This window comes from Pseudomonas sp. MC6, assembly GCF_054790575.1.
Map to the genome: position 1 here is coordinate 840,029 of NZ_CP186504.1, position 21,956 is coordinate 861,984.

General features: G+C 60.7%; 21 protein-coding genes and 1 pseudogene. 12 read left to right on the forward strand and 10 right to left on the reverse strand.

The window, feature by feature from the left end; translation table 11 throughout:
• Nucleotides 1-33: 33 nt before the first annotated feature.
• Nucleotides 34-738 (forward strand): YebC/PmpR family DNA-binding transcriptional regulator, encoded by a 705-nt coding sequence (locus tag ACOYXE_RS03905; RefSeq protein ID WP_160058676.1) that lies wholly within the window; start codon nucleotides 34-36, stop codon nucleotides 736-738.
• 112 nt (nucleotides 739-850) lie between these two features.
• On the opposite strand, the pseudogene ACOYXE_RS03910 reads toward ACOYXE_RS03905, so the two are convergent.
• Together ACOYXE_RS03910 and zapE are read right to left on the reverse strand one after the other, a co-directional pair.
• Nucleotides 851-2,165 (reverse strand): annotated as a pseudogene (locus tag ACOYXE_RS03910) (leucine-rich repeat-containing protein kinase family protein).
• 125 nt (nucleotides 2,166-2,290) lie between these two features.
• Nucleotides 2,291-3,421 (reverse strand): cell division protein ZapE, encoded by a 1,131-nt coding sequence (gene zapE / locus ACOYXE_RS03915; RefSeq protein WP_460927813.1) that lies wholly within the window; start codon nucleotides 3,419-3,421, stop codon nucleotides 2,291-2,293.
• Nucleotides 3,422-3,726: 305 nt separating this feature from the next.
• On the opposite strand from zapE, the gene ACOYXE_RS03920 reads away from it, so the two are divergent.
• From ACOYXE_RS03920 to ACOYXE_RS03950, 7 genes are all read left to right on the forward strand, one after another.
• Nucleotides 3,727-4,230, forward strand: a complete 504-nt coding sequence (locus ACOYXE_RS03920) for a Csu type fimbrial protein (protein WP_405124202.1) — start codon at nucleotides 3,727-3,729, stop codon at nucleotides 4,228-4,230.
• Nucleotides 4,231-4,329: 99 nt separating this feature from the next.
• The gene (locus ACOYXE_RS03925; protein ID WP_160058672.1) at nucleotides 4,330-4,863 is read left to right on the forward strand and encodes a Csu type fimbrial protein; all 534 of its coding nucleotides are present in this window, start codon (nucleotides 4,330-4,332) and stop codon (nucleotides 4,861-4,863) included.
• Nucleotides 4,864-4,883: 20 nt separating this feature from the next.
• Nucleotides 4,884-5,420: a Csu type fimbrial protein gene (locus ACOYXE_RS03930; protein WP_160058671.1), complete on the forward strand. Its 537-nt coding sequence runs from the start codon at nucleotides 4,884-4,886 to the stop codon at nucleotides 5,418-5,420.
• Between the two features lie 4 nt (nucleotides 5,421-5,424).
• On the forward strand, nucleotides 5,425-5,925 hold the full coding sequence (locus ACOYXE_RS03935; RefSeq protein WP_160058670.1) for a Csu type fimbrial protein: 501 nt from the start codon (nucleotides 5,425-5,427) through the stop codon (nucleotides 5,923-5,925).
• A 33-nt stretch (nucleotides 5,926-5,958) separates the two neighbouring features.
• Nucleotides 5,959-6,747: a fimbrial biogenesis chaperone gene (locus tag ACOYXE_RS03940; protein WP_160058669.1), complete on the forward strand. Its 789-nt coding sequence runs from the start codon at nucleotides 5,959-5,961 to the stop codon at nucleotides 6,745-6,747.
• A 79-nt stretch (nucleotides 6,748-6,826) separates the two neighbouring features.
• Complete coding sequence (locus ACOYXE_RS03945; RefSeq protein ID WP_460927816.1) at nucleotides 6,827-9,184, forward strand: fimbria/pilus outer membrane usher protein; 2,358 nt, start codon at nucleotides 6,827-6,829, stop codon at nucleotides 9,182-9,184.
• The gene (locus tag ACOYXE_RS03950) at nucleotides 9,181-10,152 is read left to right on the forward strand and encodes a Csu type fimbrial protein (RefSeq protein WP_460927818.1); all 972 of its coding nucleotides are present in this window, start codon (nucleotides 9,181-9,183) and stop codon (nucleotides 10,150-10,152) included. Before ACOYXE_RS03945 ends, ACOYXE_RS03950 begins: the two co-directional genes overlap by 4 nt.
• Before the next feature lie 123 nt (nucleotides 10,153-10,275).
• On the opposite strand, the gene ACOYXE_RS03955 is transcribed toward ACOYXE_RS03950, so the two are convergent.
• Nucleotides 10,276-11,031, reverse strand: a complete 756-nt coding sequence (locus ACOYXE_RS03955; protein WP_160058666.1) for an anti-sigma factor family protein — start codon at nucleotides 11,029-11,031, stop codon at nucleotides 10,276-10,278.
• Entirely contained in the window at nucleotides 11,028-11,534 is a 507-nt protein-coding gene (locus ACOYXE_RS03960) for a sigma-70 family RNA polymerase sigma factor (RefSeq protein ID WP_038362727.1), read from the reverse strand. Before ACOYXE_RS03960 ends, ACOYXE_RS03955 begins: the two co-directional genes overlap by 4 nt.
• Before the next feature lie 157 nt (nucleotides 11,535-11,691).
• Here ACOYXE_RS03960 and ACOYXE_RS03965 point away from each other — a divergent pair, with 157 nt between their 5' ends.
• Together ACOYXE_RS03965 and ACOYXE_RS03970 are read left to right on the forward strand one after the other, a co-directional pair.
• A complete protein-coding gene (locus tag ACOYXE_RS03965) occupies nucleotides 11,692-12,798 on the forward strand; it encodes a catalase family peroxidase (protein ID WP_160058665.1) in 1,107 nt (368 codons plus the stop codon).
• Nucleotides 12,795-13,340, forward strand: coding sequence for a cytochrome b (locus ACOYXE_RS03970; protein WP_160058664.1), 546 nt, complete (start codon nucleotides 12,795-12,797; stop codon nucleotides 13,338-13,340). Before ACOYXE_RS03965 ends, ACOYXE_RS03970 begins: the two co-directional genes overlap by 4 nt.
• Here ACOYXE_RS03970 and ACOYXE_RS03975 read toward each other — a convergent pair.
• Together ACOYXE_RS03975 and ACOYXE_RS03980 are read right to left on the reverse strand one after the other, a co-directional pair.
• Entirely contained in the window at nucleotides 13,337-14,530 is a 1,194-nt protein-coding gene (locus ACOYXE_RS03975; protein ID WP_160058663.1) for an MFS transporter, read from the reverse strand. The genes ACOYXE_RS03970 and ACOYXE_RS03975 overlap by 4 nt on opposite strands.
• A 148-nt stretch (nucleotides 14,531-14,678) precedes the next feature.
• A complete protein-coding gene (locus ACOYXE_RS03980) occupies nucleotides 14,679-15,830 on the reverse strand; it encodes a M14 family metallopeptidase (RefSeq protein ID WP_160058662.1) in 1,152 nt (383 codons plus the stop codon).
• A gap of 96 nt (nucleotides 15,831-15,926) precedes the next feature.
• On the opposite strand from ACOYXE_RS03980, the gene ACOYXE_RS03985 reads away from it, so the two are divergent.
• Entirely contained in the window at nucleotides 15,927-16,145 is a 219-nt protein-coding gene (locus tag ACOYXE_RS03985; RefSeq protein ID WP_160058661.1) for a hypothetical protein, read from the forward strand.
• 170 nt (nucleotides 16,146-16,315) lie between these two features.
• Here the strand turns inward: ACOYXE_RS03985 and ACOYXE_RS03990 are convergent, their stop codons facing one another.
• Nucleotides 16,316-16,654 carry a DUF6124 family protein gene (locus tag ACOYXE_RS03990; protein ID WP_160058660.1) on the reverse strand — a complete coding sequence of 113 codons (339 nt, stop codon included), beginning with the start codon at nucleotides 16,652-16,654 and terminating at the stop codon, nucleotides 16,316-16,318.
• 130 nt (nucleotides 16,655-16,784) lie between these two features.
• Between ACOYXE_RS03990 and ACOYXE_RS03995 the strand changes: the two genes are divergently transcribed.
• Entirely contained in the window at nucleotides 16,785-17,444 is a 660-nt protein-coding gene (locus ACOYXE_RS03995) for a LexA family protein (protein ID WP_160058659.1), read from the forward strand.
• A 39-nt stretch (nucleotides 17,445-17,483) separates the two neighbouring features.
• On the opposite strand, the gene ACOYXE_RS04000 is transcribed toward ACOYXE_RS03995, so the two are convergent.
• Genes ACOYXE_RS04000 through ACOYXE_RS04010 form a run of 3 tightly spaced genes read right to left on the reverse strand, consistent with a single transcriptional unit; the run spans nucleotide 17,484 to nucleotide 21,866 of the window.
• Entirely contained in the window at nucleotides 17,484-19,433 is a 1,950-nt protein-coding gene (locus tag ACOYXE_RS04000) for an acetyl/propionyl/methylcrotonyl-CoA carboxylase subunit alpha (protein ID WP_160058658.1), read from the reverse strand.
• On the reverse strand, nucleotides 19,433-20,248 hold the full coding sequence (locus ACOYXE_RS04005; protein WP_160058657.1) for a gamma-carboxygeranoyl-CoA hydratase: 816 nt from the start codon (nucleotides 20,246-20,248) through the stop codon (nucleotides 19,433-19,435). Before ACOYXE_RS04005 ends, ACOYXE_RS04000 begins: the two co-directional genes overlap by 1 nt.
• A 13-nt stretch (nucleotides 20,249-20,261) precedes the next feature.
• Nucleotides 20,262-21,866, reverse strand: coding sequence for a carboxyl transferase domain-containing protein (locus ACOYXE_RS04010; RefSeq protein ID WP_160058656.1), 1,605 nt, complete (start codon nucleotides 21,864-21,866; stop codon nucleotides 20,262-20,264).
• Between the last annotated feature and the right edge of the window lie 90 nt (nucleotides 21,867-21,956).

The following is a 21,956-nucleotide window of genomic DNA, read 5'->3' on the forward strand; positions in this document are numbered from 1 at the left end:
ATGTCTCGGCGCCACAGATCAAGAGAGTGAGTAATGGGCGCACAGTGGAAGGTTAAACACAAAGAAGCGGCAGCCAACGCCAAGGGCAAGATCTTCGGCAAACTGGTGAAGGAAATCACCATCGCTGCCCGCAACGGTGCCGATACCACCACCAACGCACACCTGCGTCTGGTGGTCGAACAGGCCAAGAAAGCCTCGATGCCAAAAGAAACCCTGGATCGCGCGATCAAGAAAGGCGCCGGTCTGCTGGGTGAAACCGTGCAATACCATCGCGTGACCTACGAAGGGTTCGCCCCGCACCAGGTGCCGCTGATCGTCGAGTGCGTGACCGACAACATCAACCGTACCGTCGCCGAAATCCGCGTGGCGTTCCGTAAAGGCCAACTGGGGGCTTCCGGCTCCGTGGCCTGGGACTTCAACCACGTCGGCATGATCGAAGCTTCGCCGGACACCCCGGCCGCCGATCCGGAAATGGCCGCCATCGAAGCCGGTGCTCAGGATTTCGAGCCGGGCGAAGACGGCGCAACGCTGTTCCTGACCGATCCTACCGATCTGGATGCGGTGCAGAAAGCGCTGCCAGAGCAAGGCTTCACCGTGCTGTCGGCGAAACTCGGCTACCAGCCGAAGAACCCGGTCAGCGGTTTGAGCGACGAGCAAATGGCTGAGGTTGAAGCGTTCCTCGAAGGCCTCGACAACCATGATGACGTGCAGGACATGTTTGTCGGCCTGGCGGGCTGATCGGCTGCGTCAGTGATGGCCTCATTGCTAGCAGGCTAGATCCCACAGGGGATTTGTGAACGCCACAGATCCAGTGTGGGAGCTAGCCTGCTAGCGATTGACCGCGCAGCGGTCACAGATCTTCAAGTTGCTTCATGACCTCTCCGAATCCCGGCCGCGCCAGCACCTCCGCCTGGCAGCAACGCCGCTCCAGCTCTTCAAGCACCGCACGCAGTTCATCACTCAACCCCGAGTCGATGCGCGCCAGCAACTCACCCAGCAGAATCCCGAACGCACGTACTTCGATACGTTGCAGCGCGCGCGTTTGCGCCGTGTCGGCAATCGCATGGAACGAAGCCCCGCCAAAATCCCCAAGCAGGCAATCGCCGCGCTCGTTCAACAGGATGTTGTGCCCGTAGAGATCACCGTGGGTGATGCCTTGCTGATGCAGATGCTCCGCTGCCGAAGCGATGCCTTTGGCAATGTTCAGCGCAACCTCGGCGCCGAATCGGCAATCATCGGCGTACACATCGCGCGAGCAGGACGCCAGGCTTGGCAGGTCGGCGAGGTTATGGAAGGACGGATCGATCAGTTGCATCACCAAGCCTTGCTGGCCGTCGGGATGGCCACTGATGCGCCCCTCGATGCGGATCAGATTGGGATGCAGGCCGGCGGTGATACAGGCATTCATTTCGTGCAGCGGCGAGCCATCGCTGGTCATTTCACCTTTGTACAACTTCACCGCAACCGACGTCACTGAGCCATCGTCGCGTTGCCAGCTCGCCCGGGAAATCACTCCCGAGGCACCTTCACCCAACCGCTGTTCCAGACGCAGTGCCGACCAAAGGATTTGCGGCGTCGCCTCCAGCGCGGCGGCGTCTGCCTCGGTTTCCAGCGGGTTACCGGCGTAGCGCCAGCCAGGTCAGGCTCGGCAGCGCGAGCAGCCACTGCGGCAGTTCGGTCAGGCGGTTGGCGGAAATGCGCAGCAACTCAAGTCGATGGCAGTTGCTCAGTGAAGGCGGCAGCGCTTGCAGACGATTGCCGGAGAGCATGAGCTTTTGCAGGGCCGGGCGCTCACCGAGTTCGCTCGGCAGGCTTTCGATGCAGTTGTCGGTCAGGATCAGCCAGCGCAACGCGGGTGGCAGAGCGCTGCCGGGTACGTTGACGATGCGGTTGGCCTTGAAGCCGATCATCGTCAGGGCAGCGCACTGGCCGAGGCAGGCCGGCAGTTCGGTGAACGGGTTGTCGGAGCAGAACAGCACGCGCAGGCGTGTCAGACGGTGCAAGTCATCCGGTAGGCTGCTCAGAGCGTTGCCGCTGAGGTTGAGGATTTCCAGGGTGTCGGCCAGCTCGAAAATCTCGGTCGGAAACTCGGTCAGTCCGCAGGACAGGTCCAGTCGCGTAATGCCCGACAACTCGCCGGCGCGTAATTGAGCAAGGGTGTGCATGTTGGGGTTCGCTAATGATCAGTGGAGCGACGCGGGGGCGCTGGGAATGGGCGACATGATAACGGCAAAGCGGGTTCCGGGCTTGAGCGGAATGCTGCAAGCTCGCTCCCACAGGGTCAGTGTGCTCAGTCGTCGTTGTGCATCTCCTGCAACTGCCCCAACCGACTGCGCGTGCGCGCCAGGTCAATGGCGTGGCCGTCGAGGCTTTCGCGCAAGGGCAGTCGACCCAGCAACGTCAGGTGCTTGTCTTGGTCATACAGCACGTCGATCAGGTTGATGAAGCGTTGTTGTGCGGCGATCGGGCATTTTCCCAGTTCCGGGAGATCATCAATGATCCAGCGGTCGAAACGTCGACACAGCTCCAGATAATCCATGACCGCCGTCGGCTGTTCACACAGATCGTTGAAGGTAAAACCGACACTTCGCTCTTTACACCAGCGAGCCCGAATCTGCCGGGTGCCGACGGTTAGCGCAACGGCTGGCGCATCCGCAGGTGGCAGATCCAGAGCGGCGCGTTGCGCTGGCGTGGCCGGCCACACGTAATGCCCCTGAGTGAATACCTGATGCGCAGAGTGTCGCGTGTGACTGCGGTAATCGTGTGGACCGCCGACTTCCATCACCTGCATGTGCGTATTGATCAGCTCGATCACCGGTTTGAAACGGGCGTGATAGAGCGGATTGGGCAGCAGGCCTTCCGGCGCATAGTTGGAGGTCACCAGCAGCAGAATCCGCCGCTTGAACAATGCCTTGAACAGCCGGGTGATGAGCATGGCATCGCCGATGTCATGCACATGAAACTCGTCGAAACACAGCACCCGACAATCCTCCAGCAGTTCGTCGAGGGTCACTTCGAGGGCATCGTCCTGCTCCCGATGGTTGAACATGCCTTGATGCAATTGCGCGAAGAACTGGTGGAAATGCACACGCCTCTTCTGGGTGATCGGCAAGGCCTGAAAGAAACCATCGAGCAACCAGCTCTTGCCGCGCCCTACGGCGCCGAACAGATACAGACTCGGCGCTGTTCGGCCGCTTGCGCCAAACAACAGGCTGGCCTGCTGCGCCATGCAATCGATGACGCGCTGCTGGCTATGGCTGAGGGTGTAACCCTGACTGCTGGCCTTGTGCCGGAAGTAATCATGGATCGACTGGGCGCTGGCGTCATGCCCGACCCTGGCCGGCAAACCCTTGCCCAACCAATGGCGCAACGCCGGCCAGCGCTGGATCAGTCGCGATCGTTTCGGCAGGTGGGCAGGCACTGTGGGGGTCTCCGTGTTCGTCAAGACCGGCTCCCGGGAGCGCGGCGAAGTAGTGTAACCAGACGCCGACCTGGCCAGCCACCGTGACGATTCGACAGTGGGCGGTTATTGGACAAAATCGTACGGCACGTACAGCTATTTTTAGCGACTTGGCCCGACCACTTGCCAACCTTTCGAAACATATCCCGGGCGATCCCTGGATCCAATCGACTGGCGGAATCGTCGACCGTTGCTAACCTCAATCACAGAAACGACGTCGTAAGTGATCACTGACAAGGAACGGCGCAGTGAATGTACATGTGGTCATGGGCCTGCTGGGAGCACTCTTTGCACCTGTTCATGCGGCAGATCTTCAAGTCGAAGTGCGCGTCGATGTGCAACGCGGCTGCCAGTTGATCGGCCAGCAGCGTGGCGCCGGCATTGAGCAACTGGGTGTGCTCGACTTTGGCAGCACCGCACGCCTCGATGATCCCGCCGGGCCGTTGGCTGCCGCGTTGACCAATCAGCGCCTGCCACGGCTGGAGTGCAACCCCGACACGCCGTACCAGATGCGTGTTGATGGCGGTTTGCATGGCGGTGTCGGTGAAGTCCGCTACATGACCGGTTCGGTCGGCAGCAAACCGATTCCGTATCGCTTGTATCAGGACGCGGCGCGCCGGGTGCCGCTGGTGGTGGATGTGCCGGTCAGCGGGCGGGTGCCGGACAGCGGCACGGTGGAATTACCGCTGTACGCGCGCATCGAGCGATTGGCTGAGGTGCCGCGAGTCAGCCGATATTCGGATCTGGTCAAGGTGACGGTCACCTGGTGATCGTGGTTTCAAGGCAGCCGATGGACACGGGTGTGCAAGGAAGGCGTTCGATGATGAGCGCGGAGATCAAGTCAACGCGAAGGAGCAGGGACGGGCGCAATGACAGGCAAACACTGGATGGTAGTGGCGGCAGGTACGCTGGCATTGCTCGCAGACGAGGCGCAAGCGGCGGTCAGTGGGCAGATCAACGCGCGGCTGATCCTGATTGCAGGCTGCGAAGTCACCAACACCAGCACCCCCGACAGCCCGGTCAGCGCCCTCGGCACCCTCGATTTTGGCCTTCAGGGACCCACCTGGAACGCGCCGATCAAGGCCAGTCTGGATGGCGACAGCAGCGGCAAACTCAATGTCGCCTGCAACCCTTCGGTCACCGGCTTCACCGTCACCATTGACGGCGGCGCCCACGGTGACGGCAACACCCGGCGCCTGAGCAACGGCCGCCAGACCATTCCCTATCAGCTGTTTGTCGATCCCTCCGGCGCTCGGAGCTACAGCATCGGCCAGCAACACAATTTCGCTGTCACCAGCGCTGCGCAGATACCCATTCCGGTATTCGGCTCGGTGGTGGCGAATACCCGCGCGGTGTCGGCAGGGGTCTATACCGACACCCTGACGGTGACGCTCGACTGGTAAACCCGTAGAGGACGGACACCATGCATACGTTTGCATCAAGGATAGGTTTGTCGTTGCTTGGCCTGGCGCTGGTTTCCAGTGCCAACGCCGCCACCACGGTCACTGGCCAGATCACCTCCAGCCTGATTCTGATCAGCAGTTGTCAGGTCAACGGCGCTGGCGGTTCCACCGGGCTGAACTTCGGTGCGTTGAACTTCGGCACCGCCAACAGCCTGTTCACCACGGCCACCGGGCAAGTGCTGGGCGGTGGCGGCGGGGCACTGTCGATTCTCTGTTCCAGTGGCACCACGCCGACGGTCAAGGTGCGCGCCGGTTCCCATGACGGCATGTCGCCGGGCGGCACGCGAGCGTTGTACGACGGTGTCGCCAATTACGTGCCGTACGACTTGTACACCGATGCCGGGCACTCGCAACTGCTGGCGATCGACGGGACGATCAATCTCGCCGCCAGCACCGGTGTCGCGCAGACGGTGAACCTCTACGGTCAGGCGGTGGGCAAGGCCGGTTTGCCGGCGGGGACTTACACCGACACCGTCGCTGTTGAACTGACGTTCTGATGCCATGCGCCGCCATGGCTGTGCCGCGCTGCTCCTGCTCTGTGCCGGCAGTGCGCCGCTGCCGCTGACCGCAGCGACGAGCCAGAGCTTTCAGGTCAGCGCCACGGTCACTGCCGGGTGTCTGGTGGTGGGCGGGGTGTCGAATTATGGCGGGCTGAACTTCGGTTCACGTTCGGCGCTGGCCACCGGTACCGTGCAGGTCGCGCTGACCGGTGGAGTGCAATTGCAATGCACGCCGGGCGTAACGCTGAGTATGAGCGTCGATGGTGGCCAGTACAACAGCAGCGGCCGGCACATGCAGGTCAACAGCGGCAGCGCGCGGGTAGCGTATGCACTGTTTCGTGATGCGGCTTACAGCCAGAGCCTGGGCATTGGCCAGAGTGTGGCGGTGGCTTACAGCGATGCGAACAACATCAGCCTGCCGATTTACGGTCAGGTGCAATTGCCGGGCAATCAGCCTGGGGGGACGTACAGCGACGTGTTGCAGGTGCAACTGTCGTGGTAAGGCGAAGTTGAATGGCCGACAAGGAGCAGTTTTATGGGGGCAGTTAGGTCACGGCATTCTTTCGTGCGCTGTGTGATGTGGACGATGGTCATGCTTGGGGCAAGCCAGGCACACGCGGCGAGTTCGGTGCTGATCTGGCCGATCGATCCGGTGCTGGAGGCTGATCAACAGGCCAGTGCGCTGTGGCTGGAAAACCGCGGCAGCGAAACCGCCAATCTGCAGATCCGCGTGTTCGGCTGGAGCCAGAGTGGTTTCGCCGAGCAATACCAGAACCAGCGCGACGTGATCGGCAGCCCACCGGTGGCGAAAATCGAACCGGGACAGAAACAACTGGTGCGTCTGACCCGCACCAAGGACGTACCGCCGGGCCAGGAACTGGCCTACCGGATCATCATCGACGAAATTCCTTCCGCACAACCCGCGACCGCTGACGGCGGCAAAACCGCCGCAGCGATCCGCTTCCAGATGCGTTATTCGGTGCCGCTGTTTGCCTATGGCGCCGGGTTATGGAGCAAAGAGGACAGCAGCCGTGCGCGTGATCCCAAGGGCGTTGGCCTGCCGCAGTTGAGCTGGCGCACGGTGGCAGTGGATGGCAAGCCTTATGTCGAAGTGCGCAATCAGGGCGCGGTGCATGCGCGGTTGACCGACGTGGCGATCAAGCAGGCCGGGCAGAGCAAGCCATTGGCCGAAGGGTTGTTGGGTTATGTGCTGCCCGGCGCGGTGATGCGCTGGCCGGCACCGGGGCCGTTGGCCGGTGATTCGGCGTTGCAGGTACGAGTAAATGGCGCGGCACAGGTGCAGAGCATCACGCCCGCCAAGTGAGTGAGTCGTAGCGCGGGCATCTGGCGTCGACGCAAGCGGTATCAGGAGGATTCAGTCCATTGACGGACGTAAAACGCGTATGAACCCAGGACGGGTTCGCCGTATTCAGCGTCCGTTGTGGCTCATCACCGGCGCGTGTTGCCTGATGTTCATTCAACCATCCGGGGCCGGTGATCTGCCGCCGCCACCCAGCGGCATGGAGGCCGTGAGTGATGCACAGTTGTTTCTGGAACTGGTGGTCAACCAGATGAATACCGGGCGCGTAGTGGCGGTGCAGCAGCGCGACGGGCGCTTGTTTTTGCCAGCGACGGCGTTGCGCGAAACCGGCATGAAACTGCCTGACAGCCTCGGCGCCGAGGTCGATCTCGACAGTCTGGCGGGGCTGCACAGTGACTACGACAGTGTTGGTCAACGCTTGCTGCTGGACGTGCCGCCGGACTGGCTGCCGAAACAATTCATCGGCAATCGTCAGGCTTACCCGCGCACCCCGGCGCTGAGCAGTTTCGGCGCGCTGTTCAACTATGACCTGTACCTCAATGACACCGACGATGCCGGCACTTATCTGGCGGCGTGGAACGAAGTGCGGCTGTTCGACAGTTGGGGCACGCTGTCCAACACCGGGCAATACCGGCAAACCTTGTCCAGTGATTCACTCAACACGCTGGACAACGGCTACTTGCGATACGACACCACCTGGCGTTACTCCGACGACGAGCGAATGCTCACCTACGAGGCCGGTGACGTCATCAGCGGTGCTTTGCCGTGGAGCAGTTCGGTGCGTCTGGGCGGCGTGCAGTTTTCTCGGGACTTTGCCGTACGCCCGGATCTGGTGACCTATCCATTACCGCAATTTGCCGGTGAAGCGGCGGTGCCGTCCTCGGTGGATCTGTTTATCAATGGCTACAAGTCCAGCAGCGCAGATTTACAGCCCGGACCGTACACGCTGACCAATATTCCGTTCATCAACGGTGCGGGCGAAGCCGTCGTAGTGACCACTGATGCGCTCGGTCGGCAGGTCTCGACCACGGTGCCGTTCTATGTCACCAGCACTTTGCTGCAAAAAGGCTTGAGCGATTTTTCCGTGGCCGCCGGTACGCTGCGCCGCGACTATGGTTTGAAGGATTTCAACTACGGCCCGGGAGTCACCTCCGGCAGCCTGCGCTATGGCTTCAGCGACAGTTTCACCCTGGAAAGCCATGCCGAAGCGGCCGATTCGCTGACACTGGGCGGCCTCGGCGGCAATTGGCAGCTCGGTAACTTCGGTGTACTCAACAGCGCTGTGAGTCAAAGCCGTTTCGACGGCGAGGGCGGTCAGCAATTAAGCCTGGGCTATCAGTACAGCAACCAGCGTTTCAGCTTTTCCTATCAGCGGCTGCAACGTCATGATCAATACGCCGATCTGAGCGTGGTCGACAGCCCGTACATCAGTCTTAGCCGGCGCAGCGAGCAAGCGACCCTGAGCCTTAACCTCGAACGATGGGGCAGTCTCGGCGCGGGTTATTTCGATGTGCGCGCGGCGGACGATTCGCGCACGCGGCTGCTCAACCTCAGCTGGAGCAAACCGTTGTGGCGCAACAGCAGTTTCTACTTGTCGGCCAACCGTGAGATCGGCGACAGCAACTGGGCGGTGCAGGCGCAACTGGTGATTCCGTTCGATTTGCGCGGCAGCCTGGCGATCAGCAGTGATCGCGGTAAAACCGGGCAGAGCCAGCAGCGAGTCAACTACAGCCGCGCGGTGCCGACCGAGGGCGGCGTGGGTTTCAATCTGGGTTACGCCAAGGGTGACGGCGCTGATTATCGTCAGGCCGACGTCACCTGGCGTCTGCAATCCGTCCAGTTGCAGGCCGGTGTCTACGGCACTTCCGACGCCGAAACCCGTTGGGCCGATGCCAGTGGTTCACTGGTGTGGATGGACCGTCAGGTGTTTGCTGCCAACCGCATCGACGACGCCTTTGTGGTAGTCAGCACCGATGGCTTTGCCGACATTCCGGTGCGCTACGAAAACCAGCAGGTCGGCCAGACCGACAAGAACGGGCATTTGCTGGTGCCGTGGAGCAGCGCTTATTACCGCGGCAAGTATGAAATCGATCCCCTTAATCTGCCGGCCAACGTGCGCAGCCCCAACGTCGAACAACGCATTGCCGTGCGCCGAGGCAGCGGTTATCTGCTGGAGTTTCCGCTGAGTCGGGTGATTGCCGCGAGCATCGTTCTGGTCGATGCGCAGCAGCGCGAGTTGCCACTGGGCGCGGGCGTGCTGCACGAGCAAAGTGGCGCGCGGACGGTGGTTGGCTGGGACGGGCTGGTCTATCTGGAAAACCTGCAGGCGCAGAACTCGCTGCAAGTGACGCTGGCCGACGGCAAAACCTGTCAGGCGCAGTTCAGTGTCGATCTGAATCAGGATCAGGTGCCGTTGATTGGCCCGCTGGTGTGTCAATGATCCGCGCGCGCTTGCTTCTGTTGCTGGCGCTGATGTTGCCGGCGGCGGTGCAGGCTGCGTGTTCGGTAGTCAGCACCACGCCGGCGGCGTTCGGTATGCTCAGTTCGATCGCCGTGCGCACGACTTCGCAACCCAGTTCCACACTGAATGCCGGTTTGAGTTGCACCGGTTCGTTGCTGTCCCTGCTGACCAGCAACGACCACTTCTGGGGCACCGTTTCATCGACCCAGAGTGGTTTGGTCGGGCCGACCGGCGATGTCATCAATTACACGATCTACGCCAATAACAGCACCAGTTACCCGCTGACGCGCGGCACGGCCTATGACTTTGCGCGCAACGGCATCATCGATGCTCTGGGCCTGCTCAACGGTACGACGCCGAAAACCGCGCCGCTCTATCTCGGTACAACCATTGGCAGCAACGTCGCCGCCGGGGTGTATACCGAGACCCTGAGCATTTTCTGGAGCTGGAATTACTGTTCGGGGATCGGCATCGGTGCCATCTGCCTCGGGCGCGATATTGCCAACGGCACGACCTCGCTGACGGTGAATCTGACGGTGTCCAACGACTGCACGATTACCGCGCCGAACATTGCCTTCGGCAGCGCGCCGGTGGTCAGCGCTTTTACGCCGGTGACCGGACAGACGATCAATCTGGCCTGCACCAAGGGCAGCGCTTACACCGTGGGATTGAGCGACGGGCAGAACGCGGTGAGTGTCGGCGGGCGGCGACGGATGATTTCCGGGAGCAATTATCTGGCCTACGATATTTTCAAAAGCGCCGGTACCACGCGCTGGGGCAGTGTCGGCACGGCACGGCGGGCGAGTACCGATGCCGAGGTCAATCCGGGTAACGGGTTGGGCACGGGCAGCCAGATTTTCAACTACAACGCGAAAATCTACACCGACCAGACCACGCCGCCGGCGGGCACTTATCTGGACAATGTGGTGCTCGACGTGGGTTTCTGAGCTGACACTATCCTTTGTAGGAGCTGTCGAGTGAAACGAGGCTGCGATCTTTTGATCTTGCCCTTAAGAACAAGATCAAAAGATCGCAGCGTGCCGCAGCTCCTACATAGAACAGCGGTGTTTTCAGAATTGCAGCGATTGCTTGAGCTGTTGCGCCGCCGGCGTATCGACCGGGCTGACCATGGCGTAGTTGTACCCGCCGCCCGACCAGTATTCGGCCTGCAAGTCGCCATCACTGCGACTTCCACGGGGCAAAAAGGTGTTCTTCGGTCCCGGCGGGCGTACGTAAAAGCTCACCTTATGCCCGCTGCCATCTTCATACATGACCATCGCCGCCGGACCTTCGTCAGTGCTGAGCAGACGGCCGCTGACCGGTTCATACCCGGCCGCCTTCAGATCAGGCAAGCGACTGGCCCGGGTGAAATAGCGGTCGAGCCAGCGTTGCATGTCGCCGTCGCTGTCGACTTTGTAATCCGCTGGCAGCATGCCTTGCTGAGCAATCAAGCGATAAGCCTGCAAGGCGTCGGTCATCGGCAGCATTGTCGAGCGCACGAGGGTCATTTCCCGCACCTGCCAGCCACTGAAGCCGCCGACGCTGACCGCGATCAGCAACACCGCGGCGCTGGCCAGATGACGACGTGACTGACGCTGGCGGCGCTGGCGGATCATCGCCGGATCAAGCGCTGGATTGGCCGGTTGCTGCAACGCGCCGCTTAGTGCCGCGCGCAATTGCTGGGCATCCTGTTGCCAGGCGCGAACCTGCGCCGCTTCATCCGGGTGACTGGCCAACCAGGTCTCCAGCACACGCCGGTCGGCGTCGCTGAGCTGGTGGTCGACATAGGCGTGCAGGTCACGCTCGTTGGGAGGCAGGCTGATCATTTGAGTATCCGCAAAGAAGGGCTGCTGATTTCGCCGTCGCTGAGTTGGCGCAAGGCCTGACGGGCACGGGACAGGCGCGACATCACGGTGCCGATCGGGGCGCCGAGAATCTCGGCGACCTCTTTATAGGAAAGGCCTTCCACCGAAACCATCAGCAGCAGGGCGCGCTGTTCGCTGGGCAGACGGTCGAAGGCTTGCAGGGTCGACTGGGCGATGACGGTACGCTCCACCGAAGGTTCGGCATCGTCGCGACCGGTGAAAAACTCGAGCATGCGCGCATAGCGTCGCGAGCGGCGATGGGCGTCGAGAAACTGTCGATAGAGGATCGCAAACAGCCAGGCGCGCAAGTCGCCGTCGGCGCGTTTATCACCCCAACTCGACAGCGCCCGCTCAAGGCTGGCCTGCACCAGATCGTCGGCGCTGCTGCTGTTGCGTGTCAGTGACACGGCAAAGCGGCGCAATCTGGGAATGATTTCTCTCAACTGTTCGTCGAATTCGCTCATGAAATTCTGCTAGTCACTACGCTGTGGACTAGGGAGACGCCCGCCGTTGGAGGTTATTCCACGTTCGGAAAAATAAATACCGTCGTGTGGAATAAACCCGGACGAGGCGCGTCTTGCTGATTCTTCCTACTTGTGGCCGATGGCCCTGGAGTTTTTCATGGTTGATCGTTCATCACCCGATTCGGCAACGCCCGGCGGGCCGCAGCGCCCGCCACTGAGTGCGGCGAGCCTGATTCTGCGTCTGGGCGGCATTGCCGTGGTAGTCGCTGCTGTGGCCGGGGCGTTTGCCTACGTTCACGGTAGCTTTGACCCACAACGGCTGACGCCAAAAGCGCTGGTCGATGTGCTGGAGAAGAACAACGGCGTGCATCCCGGGTTTCGCCGCAACCACGCCAAAGGCGTGTGCGTGATCGGGCATTTCGAGAGCAGTGGTGAGGCGCGGGTGTTTTCCACTGCGCAGGTGTTCAACGAGCCGCAAACTCCGGTGGTCGGGCGCTTTGCGCTGCCCGCGGGCAATCCCTATGCGCCGGACAGCAGCGTGCCGATTCGCAGTCTGGCGCTGCGTTTCACCCAGGCCAATGGGCAGCAGTGGCGCACCGGGATGAACAGCATGCCGGTGTTCCCGGTCGGTACGCCTGAGGCGTTTTATCAATTGCAGCAGGCGCAGTCGCCGGATCCGGCCACTGGTAAACCTGATCCGAGCAAGGTCCCGGCATTCTTTGCCTCGCACCCGGAAGCCGTGCCGTTTCTGACCTGGGTGAAAACCGCCAAACCCTCGGCCAGTTATGCCACTGAAACTTACAACAGCGTCAATGCGTTTTATCTGGTCGACGCCAGCGGTAAAAAACAGGCCGTACGCTGGAGCATGACGCCGTTGGCAAGGGACGCTGCGGGCGCCAGTGCACCTGAGGGCGGCGATTTTCTCGAGAAGGATCTGGTGCAACGATTGGCGTCCGCGCCGCTGCGTTTTCAGTTGAATATCACCCTGGCCAACCCTGAGGATCCGGTGAACGACGCCAGCAAGACCTGGCCAGCCGGGCGCAGAGTGTTGAACGCCGGCACGCTGGTGCTGGAGAAAACCCAGCCGCAACTGAGCGGCGAATGCCGTGATATCAACTACGACCCGTTGGTGTTGCCGGCCGGGATTCAAGGCTCCGACGACCCGTTACTCGCGGCCCGTTCCGCCGGTTACGCCGATTCCTATCTGCGTCGCACCAGCGAAGTCAGCCAGTTGCCCGCTGCCAAACAGGAGGCTCGTCCATGAGAACCCAACCGACGCATTTCGCCCTGTTGGCGCGGCTGCTGCATTGGCTGATGGCACTGATGATCATTGCCATGCTGTTTATCGGTGCCGGCATGGTCACCTCGGTTTCCGAGCGGCATGAATGGCTGATCCATCTACACAAACCGCTGGGCATCGCGATACTGGCGCTGGTGATTGTGCGTTTGCTCGTGCGGCTGACCACGCGCCAGCCACCGTTGCCAGCGGATCTCCCGGGCTGGCAGGTGCTGGCGGCCAAGGCTTCGCATCTGCTGTTGTATGCGTTGATGCTGGTGTTGCCGTTGCTGGGCTGGGCGATGATCAGCGCTTCGGGTGAACCGGTGATGCTCAGCACATCGTTGCAGTTGCCATCGATCGTTCCGGCCGACGCGCAGCTATTCGCGTTTCTGCGCAAGGCTCACGGGTATCTGGCCTATCTGTTGTTCCTGACGGTGCTGTTGCATCTGGCGGCGGCGCTGTTTCATGGCTGGATTCGCCGCGACGAGGTGCTCGACAGCATGTTGCGCGGTCGCGATCGCGGCTAACCCGTTTGCGTGGCGCATCGAGCCGGTGCGCCGCTTTTCAGGGTCAGCCACCAGTACGCCAGCGCCACTGCGTTGATGCTGGCGCCGAGCAGACACACGCCGATCCAGCCGGCCCACGCGTAAATCGCGGTCGAGCCGATGGAGCCGAGTGCGCTGCCGATCGAGTAGAACAGCATGTAACCGGCGGTGAGACGGCTTTGCGCTTCGGGACGCACGCTGTAGATCATGCTCTGGCTGGTGACGTGCACGGCTTGCAAACCCAGATCGAGGGTTATCACGCCGAGCAGCAAGGCCCACAGCGAGGATTGAGTGAGGGCGATCGGCAGCCACGAGGCGAGCATCAGCAACAGCGAAAGACCGCTGACCCATTGCCCGAGACCGCGATCCGCCAGATGCCCGGCCCGTGCGGCGGCCAGCGCACCGGCGGCACCGGCCAGCCCGAACAGTCCGATTTCACTGTGCGACAAGGACAGTGGCGGCGCGGCCAGCGGCAACACCATCGGCGTCCACAGCACCATCGCGCTGGCGAAGGTCAGCAGGGCAAGGATTGCGCGATGGCGCAGCACTGGTTCTTCTTTGAACAAACTGAAAACCGAGGCGATCAGTGCAATGTAGCCAGTCGCCGGTTGTGGCGATTCATGCTTGGGTAGAACTCGAAACAGCAGCAACGCCATCACCAGGGTCAGCCCGGCTGATAGAAAGTAGATCGCTCGCCATCCGGCCAGATCGGCCATGCCGCCGGCGACCGTGCGTGCCAGCAAGATGCCGACGACGATACCGCTGGTGACCACACCGACCACGCGCCCGCGTTGTGTAGGGATCGCCAGTGTGGCGGCGTAAGCCACCAACACCTGCGTCACTACGGCGAGCAGCCCCGTCAACGTCATGCCGAGCAACAGCCAGACACTGCTGGGCGCCAGCGCGATCATCAACAAGGACGCTGCCGACAGCAGGGTTTGAGTGACGATCAATCGGCGTCGATTGAGCAGATCGCCGAGGGGCACCAGTAACACCAGGCCGATGCCGTAGCCGATTTGCGTCAGGGTTATGACGATGCCGATGGTCGCCGGCGACATCGCAAACGCCTCGGCCATGGCGTCCAGCAATGGCTGTGCGTAATACACATTGCCTACGGCCAGACCGCAGGCCACAGAGAAAAGCAAAACGGCGCTGCTTTTGAGAGGTTTCATATCCCGCATCCTTTTAGGTTTCAAAATAAAACCTCGATCACGGTATTGATTCAGGTTTTATTTTGCAACCTGTTTGCGCGAAAGTACGAATGGCAGAAAGCAAAAGATCGCAGACAAGCTGCGATCTTTTCAGGGAGGGAGGAGGTTATCAGCGCAGGGTATCGACCATGTCAGCGATGGTCGTCAGCACATCTTTGCCCAACTGTTTTGAGCGCTTGCCCGACCACCCGGTTACTTTGTCGGGATGGTCGTCGTGATCCTTGAACGGCATCTCCAGAGTCAACGACAGGCAGTCGTATTTCTGCCCGACGCTGTTGCACGCCAGGGTCATGTTGGCCTGGCCCGGTTCGTCGCGGGTGTAGCCGTGCTTGGTCTGGAAGTCTTTGGTGGTGTGTTTCAAGTGGCTGCGGAAATGCTCTTCGAGCTTTTCGATACGCGGCGTGTAACCCGGATTGCCTTCGCAACCGGCGGTGAACACGTGAGGGATTTCTTCGTCACCATGTACGTCGAGGAACAGATCGACGCCATACTTTTCCATCTGCTGTTGTACGAAAAGTACCTCGGGGCTGATGTCCTGACTGGCGTTCTGCCAGGCGCGATTCAAGTCCTGGCCCATCGCGTTGGTGCGCAAGTGTCCATGGAACGCACCGTCGGGATTCATGTTCGGCACCAGGTACAAATCAGCGCTTGCCAGCAGTTTGTTCAGCACAGGATCGTCGTGTCTTTCCAAGCGTTCGATCACGCCTTCCATAAACCATTCGGCCATGTGTTCGCCCGGATGCTGTTGAGCAATGATCCAGACTTTGCGCTGGCCTTCGGCGCCGCTGCCTTTACGCAGCAACTGAATATCGCGACCTTCGATACTCTTGCCGGTCGCCAGCAATTCGGTGCCGGCCTTGCTCAGGGCCTGGTCGATCAGCCAGTCGTGACGGCCACGGCTATAGGGTTCGAAGTAGGCGAACCAGGCGTGGGTTTGCTCGGCTTCGAGGCAAAAGCGCAGGCTGTCACCTTCAAAGCTGGTTGGAATGCGGAACCAGTTGACGTGGTCGTAGGAGGCGACCGCCTGATAGCCAGTCCAGGCTTTGTTATAGGAAGATTGACTCGCGTTGACCAGGCGAAACCAGTGCTCCTGATGAACATGCAGACCGCTGGCCTTGAAGTGGAACCACTGAAAATGGGCGCTGCGGGTGTCCGGGCGAATGGCCAGGACCGGATTGAGCGGGTTGCTGATGTCGATGACTTGGATGTTGCCGCTGTCGAAGTTGGCGCTGATGTCGAACGAAGATTTGGCCACGGTCATAATCGATTCCTGAATATGATTTTTATGGCCGTTACTTTACACGCAGGCAGGGCTGAAACCGAGGGGAATTGCGGGGTGTGGCGGGGGGCGTCCTCCATGACGCGCAAGCAGCTTAGAGACTGTGCGATTGATTCTCAAGTGCTAATTGTCATTAGTTTGCCCCAATGTGGCGGGGCCCGGCTTGCCAAGCGATATTCTTTTGATATTATCCGCGCCATCGAATTTGCAGCACTTAAAGACTTCATTAGCCTGAAGACACAAGCCCGAAAAACGGGCAAAAAAAGACCCGGCAAAAAGCCGGGTCAAAAACCGTGATTAGCCTGATGAGGAGATAGTCCAGAAGACCGACCTAAGGTCTCTGGTCCATCGACTGATCTCGCGACCAGCTGCATGCAATAATAATCATTATCATTTGCAAGTCAAATGTTTTTATCTGCGCGATGGGGAAATTCTTTCCCGCCCGCCCGCCCGCGCTCGCGTTCCTCTCAGGCTTCATTGCCATCGAGCGAATGGTCAACCATCGCCCGCGCCATATCCACCATGTGCACCACTGAAAATGCCAGATCGCGACTCGCGCCTTGCAGGTTTTCGGCTGCCTTGAACGCAGTGGCTGCCGCACAGCGCAGCAGGTCCGAGGCGTGCACCAGAGCTTCTTCGCCACTGAGATGGCGCCTGACATCGAAAAAACGCTCGTCGACCTCCGGTTCTGACACAGCTGGTTTCAAGTAATAGTCCAGAGCTCGCTGCGCTGCCGCATTGCCCTGGGGAGAGGTGAAGTTGGTGTCCATTTGCAGGTCGGGCAAGTCTTTGCTGCTGATATTCATGATGAAGAAGCACTCCTTGGGCGATTGAAAATCCGTGCTTTCAGAATAGTACTCTGTGTAGTTGTGACCAGAATTTAAATACTACAATATGTGTTTTGCTGGCCGAAGGCGTCGACGTAAGGTGCTGCACATGGATAAATGGATTGAGTTGGTCAAGGCCAAGATGAGTGAGCTCAAAATCACTCAAACAGAGCTCGGAGAGCGCGTCGGCATGTCCCAGGGCGGGATCGGCCATTGGCTGAACAAGCGTCGCGAACCCGGCATCACTGAAATGAACCGCGTGCTGCAGGCGCTGGGCATGGATTTCCTTGAAGTGGTGTTGGTGATCCGGGAACCGCAAATAACACCTGACGACGACATGCCGCTGGCGCAGAAGTACAACCCGTACTTCCGTTACCCGGTCAGCGATTGGCAAACGACCTGCGAGGTTCGCGAAAGCGATCCGGCGTCCTACACGAAGGCATCAGGCAAGCAGCGTTTCGAACTGACGGATTACCACGCGCGAGGCCCGGCGTTCTGGCTGACGGTGACGGGCGATTCGATGACCGCTCCCAGTGGCCAGAGCATCGCCGAAGGCATGCTGATTCTGGTCGACCCGGCGGCCGAAGCGGTGCCCGGCAAACTGGTGATCGCCCAGTGGCCCGACAGCGCTGAGGCGATTTTTCGCAAACTCGACGAAGAGGGCGGCCAGCGTTACCTGGTGCCGCTCAATCCGACCTGGCCGAAAGCCCTACTGACCGATGAGTGTCGAATCATCGGTGTTGTGGTTCAGGCAACGGCGCGTTACTAGTCAGATCGATCCTCGCCTGGCGTAGGATCGATCTCCCGTTCACACTGCTTCCAGTTCAACCAAAGCGCTGCCTTCGCCGACCATTTCGCCTTCCTGGCAATACAGCGCTTTGATCACCCCGGCATGCGGCGCACGGATGCTGTGTTCCATCTTCATTGCTTCCAGCACCACCAGTTGTGCACCGGCCTCGACCGATTGCCCAGCCTCGACCAGCACACGGACAATGCTGCCGTTCATTGGCGCGGTCAGTCCGCCCTCATGGCTGTGACTGGCTTCGACGGCGCTGATCGGGTCGTACGTTTCGATGCGCCGCAACTCGCCTTCCCATTGCAGGTACAGAGAATCGCCCTGGCGGATGGCACGTAACGTACGACGAACGCCGTCGTGTTCGACGATGAGTGCTTCGCCGGACAGTCTGGTCTGATCATCGGTACTCAGCGTCAGCGCTCGATCCTGCCCCTCGCAGCTCAAATGCAGGGTGATTTCTCGTGGCAGACCCGCACGCAGTCCGGTGTTGACAGACCATGGTGAAGCAGGATCATCCTGACGCGCCAATTGCGCCAGACTCTGCGCCACGGCCTGCGCCGCCGCGTTCCAGAACGCATCGCTCAACGTGCCCGGAGCAGGCAGCAATTGCTCCTGATAACGCGGAATAAACCCGGTATCCAGTTCCGCTGCCGCAAACGCCGGGTGCGCGATGATCCGCCGCAAGAAGTTGATGTTGGTTTTCAATCCGCCAATCGCAAACTCGTCGAGCATGCTCAACAAGCGCAACCGGGCCTGTTCGCGATCCTCGCCCCAGGCAATCAGCTTGCCGAGCATCGGGTCGTAGAACGGCGAAATCTCATCGCCTTCCTCAACCCCGCTATCGACTCGACGCCCGGGCCCTTCATCGGACTCGCGATACAAATCCAAACGTCCGGTTGCCGGCAGAAAGTCATTTGAAGGATCTTCGGCATACAAGCGCACTTCAATTGCATGGCCGTTAAGCGGCACCTGTTCCTGAGTGATCGGCAACGCTTCACCGCGGGCAACGCGGATTTGCCAAGCAACCAGATCCAGGCCGGTGATGGCCTCGGTCACCGGGTGCTCCACCTGCAGGCGCGTGTTCATCTCCATAAAGAAGAATTCGCCCCGCGCATCCAGCAAAAACTCCACCGTACCGGCGCCGACATAACCGATTGCCTGCGCCGAACGCACCGCCGCTTCGCCCATCGCCCGACGCAGTTCCGGGGACAGGCCCGGTGCCGGCGCTTCTTCGACGACTTTCTGGTGACGGCGCTGAATCGAGCAGTCACGCTCATTCAGATACAAGCAGTTGCCATGCTGATCGGCGAACACCTGAATTTCCACATGACGCGGTTTCAGCAGATATTTTTCCACCAGCATCCGCGAATCGCCAAACGACGACTGCGCTTCACGCTGGGCCGAGGCGAGGGCTTCGGCCAATTGGCTGACGTCCTCGACGACTTTCATGCCCTTGCCGCCACCGCCGGCCGTGGCTTTGAGCAGCACCGGATAACCGATGCGTTCGCAGGCATCGCGGAAGGTCTCGAGATCCTGGGCTTCGCCGTGATAACCCGGCACCAGTGGCACGCCGGCAGTTTCCATCAGCGCTTTGGCGGCGGACTTGCTGCCCATCGCATCAATGGCCGAGGCCGGCGGGCCGAGGAAAATCAAACCGGCCGCTTCAATGGCGCGAGCGAATCCGGCATTTTCCGAGAGAAACCCGTAACCCGGATGAATCGCCTGCGCGCCACTGGCCTTGGCCGCCGCGATCAGTTTGTCGATTTGCAGATAACTGTCGGCCGCTTTGCTACCACCGAGATCGACGCGAACGTCCGCTTCACGGCTGTGCCGCGCTTCACGGTCGGTGGCGCTGTGCACGGCGACCGTGGTCAGGCCCAGCGCTTTGGCGGTGCGCATTACGCGGCAAGCAATTTCGCCACGGTTGGCCACCAGCAGAGTGGTGATAACAGGTGCGCTCATCAACGCGGCTCCTTGGTGGTGGTTGCGGCTTGCCAGCTCGGCGGACGTTTTTGCAGAAAAGCGCGCAGACCTTCCTGGCCTTCCGGGCTGACGCGGATGCGGGCGATGGCGTTCTCGGTGTAGCGGCGCAGCGCCGGGGTCAGCGCGCCGTTGCCGACTTCACGCAGCAAATCCTTGCTGGCGCGCATCGCGGCGGGGCTGTTGAGCAGCAGGTTGTTGGTCCACTGTTCGACTTGCTGATCCAGTTCAGCGGCCGGATAGCTGTCGGACAACAAACCGATTTCCCGCGCACGCTGACCGCCAAAACGTTCGGCGGTCAGCGCATAACGCCGCGCAGCGCGCTCGCCAATCGCTTGCACCACAAACGGACTGATGACTGCCGGCGCCAGACCAATTCGCACTTCCGACAGGCAGAATTGCGCATCATCGGCGCCAATCGCCATGTCGCAGCAACTGATCAACCCCAGCGCGCCACCGAATGCTGCGCCTTGAACGACGGCCACGGTCGGGATTTTCAGTTTGGCGAGGTTGTACATCAGCTCCGCGAGTTCGCGGGCGTCGTCGAGGTTGGTGTGGTAATCGAGTTCGGCCGATTGCTGCATCCACGCCAGATCGGCGCCGGCACTGAAGTGCTTGCCACGGCCACGCACCAGCAGGAAACGCAGGCTGGCATCACTGGCGACCTTGTCGAGTGCGAGGATCAGCTCGCGGATCATCTCGGCGTTGAACGCGTTGTTCTTTTCCGCGCGGTTGAGCCACAGCGTCGCGAAACCCCGTGGGTCGTTTTGCAGTTCGAGGGTGTTGAAATCACTCATGAGATTCTCCCGATCACATCCGGAACACGCCGAAGCGGCTCGGTTCGATTGGCGCGTTCAGCGACGCGGACAAGGCCAGGGCCAGCACATCGCGGGTCTGCGCCGGGTCGATGACGCCGTCGTCCCACAGCCGAGCGCTGGAATAGTAGGGGTGACCCTGCTCTTCGTACTGGTCGAGGATCGGTTGTTTGATCTCTGTTTCTTGCTCGGCACTGAAGTTTTGGCCACTGCGTTCAGCCTGTTCACGCTTGACCTGCACCAACACGCCCGCCGCCTGTTCGGCACCCATCACGCCGATTCGCGCGTTTGGCCACATCCACAGGAAACGCGGATCGTATGCGCGCCCGCACATGCCGTAGTTCCCGGCACCAAAGCTGCCGCCGATGATCACGGTGAATTTCGGCACTTTCGCGCAAGCCACGGCGGTTACCAGTTTGGCGCCATGTTTTGCGATACCGCCGGCCTCGTATTTCTGGCCGACCATGAAACCGGTGATGTTCTGCAAAAACAGCAGCGGAATACCGCGCTGGCAGGCCAGTTCGATAAAGTGCGCACCTTTCTGTGCGGCTTCGGCGAAGAGAATGCCGTTGTTCGCCAGAATCGCGATCGGGTAACCGTGCAGATGCGCAAAGCCACACACCAGCGTGGTGCCGAACAAAGCCTTGAATTCATCGAACACCGAACCGTCGACCAGTCGCGCAATCACTTCGCGCACATCGAACGGCTGCTTGGCATCGGCGGAAACCACGCCATATAACTCGTCAGCGGCGTACAGCGGCGCAATCGGCGTACGTTGCTGCACTTCACCGAGCTTGCGCCAGTTGAGGTTGGCGACGCTGCGGCGGGCGAGGGCGAGGGCATGTTCGTCGCTCTCGGCGTAATGGTCGGCGACCCCGGAAATCTTGCAGTGCACATCGGCGCCGCCCAGATCTTCGGCGCTGACCACTTCGCCGGTCGCAGCTTTCACCAGCGGCGGGCCGGCGAGGAAAATCGTCGCCTGATTGCGCACCATGATTGCTTCGTCGGCCATCGCCGGCACATAAGCACCACCCGCAGTGCAAGAGCCCATGACCACGGCAATCTGCGGAATGCCCATTGCGCTCATGTTGGCCTGGTTGAAGAAGATCCGCCCGAAATGCTCGCGATCCGGAAACACTTCGTCCTGACGCGGCAGGTTGGCGCCGCCGGAGTCCACCAGATAAATACATGGCAGACGATTCTGCTGAGCGATGGTTTGTGCGCGCAGGTGTTTCTTCACGGTCAGCGGATAATACGAACCACCCTTAACCGTCGCATCGTTGGCGACGATCATGCATTCGACGCCTTCTACCCGACCGATCCCGGCAATCACACCGGCAGCCGGCACGTCTTCGCCATATACGGCGTGGGCGGCAAGTTGGCTGATTTCGAGAAACGGCGAGCCCGGATCGAGCAAGCGATTGATGCGCTCACGCGGCAGCAATTTGCCGCGCGAGGTGTGACGTTCCTGAGCTTTCGCGCCGCCACCCTGCGCCACTTGGGCGAGCAGCGTGTGCAGGGCGTCGACCTGTTTGAGCATCGCCGCGCTGTTGGCAGCGAACTCCGCTGAACGGGGATTGAGCTGAGTGTGCAGAATCATGGCTTACTCCGTAAGCAGCTACGAGTTGCAAGCTTGGAGCGGCAAGTTAAAGCTGTTCTCTTGCAGCTTGAAACTTGCAGCTCGCCGCTG

Coding starts and splice junctions, on each gene's coding strand:
- ACOYXE_RS03905 (WP_160058676.1), top strand. CDS start 34: ATGGGCGCACAGTGGAAGGTTAAACACAAAGAAGCGGCAGCCAACGCC.
- ACOYXE_RS03920 (WP_405124202.1), top strand. CDS start 3,727: ATGGGCCTGCTGGGAGCACTCTTTGCACCTGTTCATGCGGCAGATCTT.
- ACOYXE_RS03925 (WP_160058672.1), top strand. CDS start 4,330: ATGACAGGCAAACACTGGATGGTAGTGGCGGCAGGTACGCTGGCATTG.
- ACOYXE_RS03930 (WP_160058671.1), top strand. CDS start 4,884: ATGCATACGTTTGCATCAAGGATAGGTTTGTCGTTGCTTGGCCTGGCG.
- ACOYXE_RS03935 (WP_160058670.1), top strand. CDS start 5,425: ATGCGCCGCCATGGCTGTGCCGCGCTGCTCCTGCTCTGTGCCGGCAGT.
- ACOYXE_RS03940 (WP_160058669.1), top strand. CDS start 5,959: ATGGGGGCAGTTAGGTCACGGCATTCTTTCGTGCGCTGTGTGATGTGG.
- ACOYXE_RS03945 (WP_460927816.1), top strand. CDS start 6,827: ATGAACCCAGGACGGGTTCGCCGTATTCAGCGTCCGTTGTGGCTCATC.
- ACOYXE_RS03950 (WP_460927818.1), top strand. CDS start 9,181: ATGATCCGCGCGCGCTTGCTTCTGTTGCTGGCGCTGATGTTGCCGGCG.
- ACOYXE_RS03955 (WP_160058666.1), bottom strand. CDS start 11,031: ATGATCAGCCTGCCTCCCAACGAGCGTGACCTGCACGCCTATGTCGAC.
- ACOYXE_RS03960 (WP_038362727.1), bottom strand. CDS start 11,534: ATGAGCGAATTCGACGAACAGTTGAGAGAAATCATTCCCAGATTGCGC.
- ACOYXE_RS03965 (WP_160058665.1), top strand. CDS start 11,692: ATGGTTGATCGTTCATCACCCGATTCGGCAACGCCCGGCGGGCCGCAG.
- ACOYXE_RS03970 (WP_160058664.1), top strand. CDS start 12,795: ATGAGAACCCAACCGACGCATTTCGCCCTGTTGGCGCGGCTGCTGCAT.
- ACOYXE_RS03975 (WP_160058663.1), bottom strand. CDS start 14,530: ATGAAACCTCTCAAAAGCAGCGCCGTTTTGCTTTTCTCTGTGGCCTGC.
- ACOYXE_RS03980 (WP_160058662.1), bottom strand. CDS start 15,830: ATGACCGTGGCCAAATCTTCGTTCGACATCAGCGCCAACTTCGACAGC.
- ACOYXE_RS03985 (WP_160058661.1), top strand. CDS start 15,927: ATGACGCGCAAGCAGCTTAGAGACTGTGCGATTGATTCTCAAGTGCTA.
- ACOYXE_RS03990 (WP_160058660.1), bottom strand. CDS start 16,654: ATGAATATCAGCAGCAAAGACTTGCCCGACCTGCAAATGGACACCAAC.
- ACOYXE_RS03995 (WP_160058659.1), top strand. CDS start 16,785: ATGGATAAATGGATTGAGTTGGTCAAGGCCAAGATGAGTGAGCTCAAA.
- ACOYXE_RS04000 (WP_160058658.1), bottom strand. CDS start 19,433: ATGAGCGCACCTGTTATCACCACTCTGCTGGTGGCCAACCGTGGCGAA.
- ACOYXE_RS04005 (WP_160058657.1), bottom strand. CDS start 20,248: ATGAGTGATTTCAACACCCTCGAACTGCAAAACGACCCACGGGGTTTC.
- ACOYXE_RS04010 (WP_160058656.1), bottom strand. CDS start 21,866: ATGATTCTGCACACTCAGCTCAATCCCCGTTCAGCGGAGTTCGCTGCC.